5 protein-coding genes are annotated in these 3,302 nt (G+C 56.5%); 4 read left to right on the plus strand and 1 reads right to left on the minus strand.

The window, feature by feature from the left end; translation table 11 throughout:
- The 4 genes from Q0510_RS15040 to Q0510_RS15055 all read left to right on the plus strand — a co-directional run.
- A partial coding sequence (locus Q0510_RS15040) for a hypothetical protein (protein WP_298713417.1) occupies positions 1–180 on the plus strand: 180 nt, incomplete at its 5' end.
- Positions 181–193: 13 nt separating this feature from the next.
- Positions 194–964 carry an aldolase/citrate lyase family protein gene (locus tag Q0510_RS15045; RefSeq protein WP_298713420.1) on the plus strand — a complete coding sequence of 257 codons (771 nt, stop codon included), beginning with the start codon at positions 194–196 and terminating at the stop codon, positions 962–964.
- A complete protein-coding gene (locus Q0510_RS15050) occupies positions 961–1,881 on the plus strand; it encodes a Gfo/Idh/MocA family oxidoreductase (protein ID WP_298713423.1) in 921 nt (306 codons plus the stop codon). The genes Q0510_RS15045 and Q0510_RS15050 overlap by 4 nt, the downstream gene beginning before the upstream one ends.
- Positions 1,882–1,889: 8 nt before the next feature.
- Entirely contained in the window at positions 1,890–2,666 is a 777-nt protein-coding gene (locus Q0510_RS15055; RefSeq protein ID WP_298713426.1) for an SDR family oxidoreductase, read from the plus strand.
- 10 nt (positions 2,667–2,676) lie between these two features.
- Here the strand turns inward: Q0510_RS15055 and Q0510_RS15060 are convergent.
- Positions 2,677–3,302, minus strand: a 626-nt coding sequence (locus tag Q0510_RS15060; RefSeq protein WP_298713429.1) for an AraC family transcriptional regulator, incomplete at its 5' end; no start/stop codon positions are given.

Consider the following 3,302-nt stretch of genomic DNA (forward strand, 5'->3'; position numbering starts at 1 on the left):
TTGCTGCAATGCCTCCACGGCAGTGCCGGGGAGCGTTACCAGGTGGGCGAGGGACTGGCAATCCGGGGGACGATGGTTGATTTATCCATGCTCGATAAACTGCTGGCGGATGAAAATGAAGATGTGCGCGTGTCGGCCGCCAATGCTATTTTGCAGATTTTGAAAAGACATAAACTTTAAATATACCGGATATATGAAAATGAGAGAAAGCAGGGTACTGAGGAAATTAAGGGCTGGCGAAACGGCCAGCTGCCTGAAAATCAATTTCGGAGACGGACAGGTGTCCGAACTGGCGGCCATGACGGGCTTCGATTGCCTGTGGGTGGACCGGGAGCACCTGGCGCAGGACTGGTCAGTTGTGTCTACACATATCCGTTCCGCCAAAGCGCACGATGTGGATGTGATGGTGCGGGTGCCAAGAGGCAGTTACAGCGATTACATCAAGCCGCTGGAGCTCGATGCTGCGGGCATTCTCGTGCCGCACGTCATGAGCCTGGAAGATGCGAAGTCTATCGTTAAAATGACCCGCTTCCATCCGCTGGGCAAACGCGCGATCGACGGCGGCAGTGCGGATGCAGGCTACACCGGCATTCCGCTCACCGATTACATGCAACAGGCCAACAGCCAGCGTTTCGTGATCCTGCAGATTGAAGACAACGAGCCCCTGAAGGAAATCGAGGCCATCGCCGCGCTGGAAGGGTACGATATGCTGTTTTTCGGCCCGGGAGACTTCAGCCAGAGCATTGGCGCCCCCGGCCAGTGGGACCATCCCGAACTGCTCAAAGCCCGCCGCCTCGTAGCCGAAGCCGCCCGCAGGCATGGGAAATTCGCGGCTACATCGGGGAGTATCGACAGCCTGAAGGATTTCCTCAGCATGGGTTACCAGTTCGTGAATGTTGGCGCCGATGTAGTGGGGATGAAGAACTACTGTCAATCCATCCAGCAAAAAATCCGCGAAGCATGATAAAGATCGGTATCATCGGGATGAGCGAAGGCAATGCGCATCCCTATTCCTGGTCGGCCATTATCAATGGCGTGGCTGATGGCGCGGAGATCGCCCGGGTGGGATATCCCGCCGTGGCGGATTACCTGGCGGCAAACCGCGCCACGCTCGGGATCCCCGGCGCAAAGGTTACCCACGTCTGGGCGCAGGATACCGCCATCGCCGAAAGCATCGCCCGGGCCACGGGCATTGATCACGTGGCGGGATCGCTGGAGGAAATGGCCGGGCACACCGATGCCGTCATCCTCGCGCGCGACGATCCCGAGCACCATCGCGCCATGGCCGTGCCTTTCCTCGAAGCCGGCGTTCCTTTGTTCATCGACAAGCCGCTGGCCATCAGCCGGGAAGACCTGGCCTGGTTCGCTGGGCACGCTGCGGAAGGGAAATTCATCATGAGCTGTTCTTCCATGCGGTATGCGTCGGAAGTCATGTCCGCCAAAGCCCAACTGGGCGCGCTGGGCCCCCTTCAACTCGTGACGGCCACCGGGAAGAAGGACTGGGTAAAATACGGGGTGCACATGCTGGAAGCGGTGTTCTCGCTCCTGGGAGATCCGCAGCCGCTAACGGTAAGGCATACCGGCCGGCAGGGGAAGGACGTGGTGACGGTGGAATTCGCCAACGGCGTCATCGCCGTCATCCACCTGTTCATGGATATTTCCCCGACATTCCAGCTGTCTGTGTTCGGCGAAAGAAACTGGCGGCTGGTGGATATCACTAATTCCTACGCCATGTTCCGCGACAATATCATCGAATTCGTGCGGTCTGTACAGGAAGGCCGGCCGCGCCTGGAATTCGGCACCACCGCCGCCATCATCGGCACGCTCATCGCCGCGAAGGAAAGCCGGGAGCAAGGCGGTATCACTATTCATATTCATTGAGTTTACACATGCATATTCAACAATTATTCAACCTGGAAGGAAGGGTGGCGCTCGTTACAGGCGGCGCCGGGCAATACGGTCAATGTATGGTGGAAGCGCTAGGCGAAGCCGGTGCCCGCGTCATCACTGCTTCCCGCAATCTCGACGAAGGGCGCCGCGTGGCGGAGACATTCCGCCAGCAAGGCTTACAGGTGGATGCGATGGCATTGGACCAGGGTGATCATAATTCCATCCGGGAACTGGCGGCATCGATAAGCAATACCTACGGCCGCCTCGATATTTTTGTGAACAACGCCGTCAGCCGGCCCATGAAAGGGTATGATGCGCCTATCTCCCAATTCGCGGATTCCATGCAGGTGAATGCTACCGGCATGATGGACCTGCTCCGGGAAATGGCGGCGCTCATCGAAGAAAGCGGCGGGGGGAGTATCATCAACATCGCTTCCATGATGGGGATGCGCGGCCCTGATCTGTCCAATTACGACGGAACGGATATGGGCCATCCGCCGCCCGACTATTTCTTCCATAACGCAGGCCTCATCAACCTCACCCGTTACCTCGCCAAAGTATACGCCGGCAAGCAGGTGCGCGTCAATTGCATCAGTCCGGGCGGGCTCTTCAATCATCAACCCGAACAATTCCTGAAAAACTACTGCAAAAAAGTACCGCTGGGCAGAATGGCGAACCGCGATGATATCAAAGGCCTGGTAGTGCTCCTCGCTTCTGATGCGGGCGCCTATATCAATGGCGAGAATATCCTCATGGATGGCGGTCTGAACGCCTGACGACAGGTGGTTACAGCACCAGCGTGCGTTTGTACTCGCTGGGTGTCATGCCTTTCAGTTTCTTGAACTGTCGGTTGAAATTGGCAAGATTGTTAAACCCGCATTCGTAGGCGATCTCGGCGATGTTATGATCCTTTTCAGACAACAGCTTGCAGGCATGGCCCACCCGCACGGAGTTCAGGTATTCGATGAACGTTACCCGCTGGTGTTCCTTGAAGTAATTGCAAAACGTGGTAACGGCCATGTTGGCGACACCGGCGATTTCGGTTAACGGGATATCCCGGTCGAAATTCCGCATGATGTAATCGGTTATGATTCCGAAACGGTTGGAGGTGGTAAGCTGCACATTCTCCACAAACGCAGGGCTGGCCAGCAGTTCATATTCCGAAGTGCCGGCCAGCAGGTCGAAGACGTTGAACAAGGCGGATAGCCGTTGCATGCCGTTCATTTCCGGCATTTTCTTCATGATCGCATTGATGCGGCTGCGCGTATTCCCTTTGATTTCCATGCCATGCTTCGCCAGCTGGAACGCCGTTTTCATCATTTCCATTTCCGGAACGGCGTTAAATTCTTCCCCCAGGAAATCTTCCATGAAATGTATTACGATGGCATCCGCCTGGTGGCCGGCTTCGCCGT

It is taken from the genome of uncultured Chitinophaga sp., from assembly GCF_937874145.1.
Taxonomy (GTDB): Bacteria; Bacteroidota; Bacteroidia; order Chitinophagales; family Chitinophagaceae; genus Chitinophaga.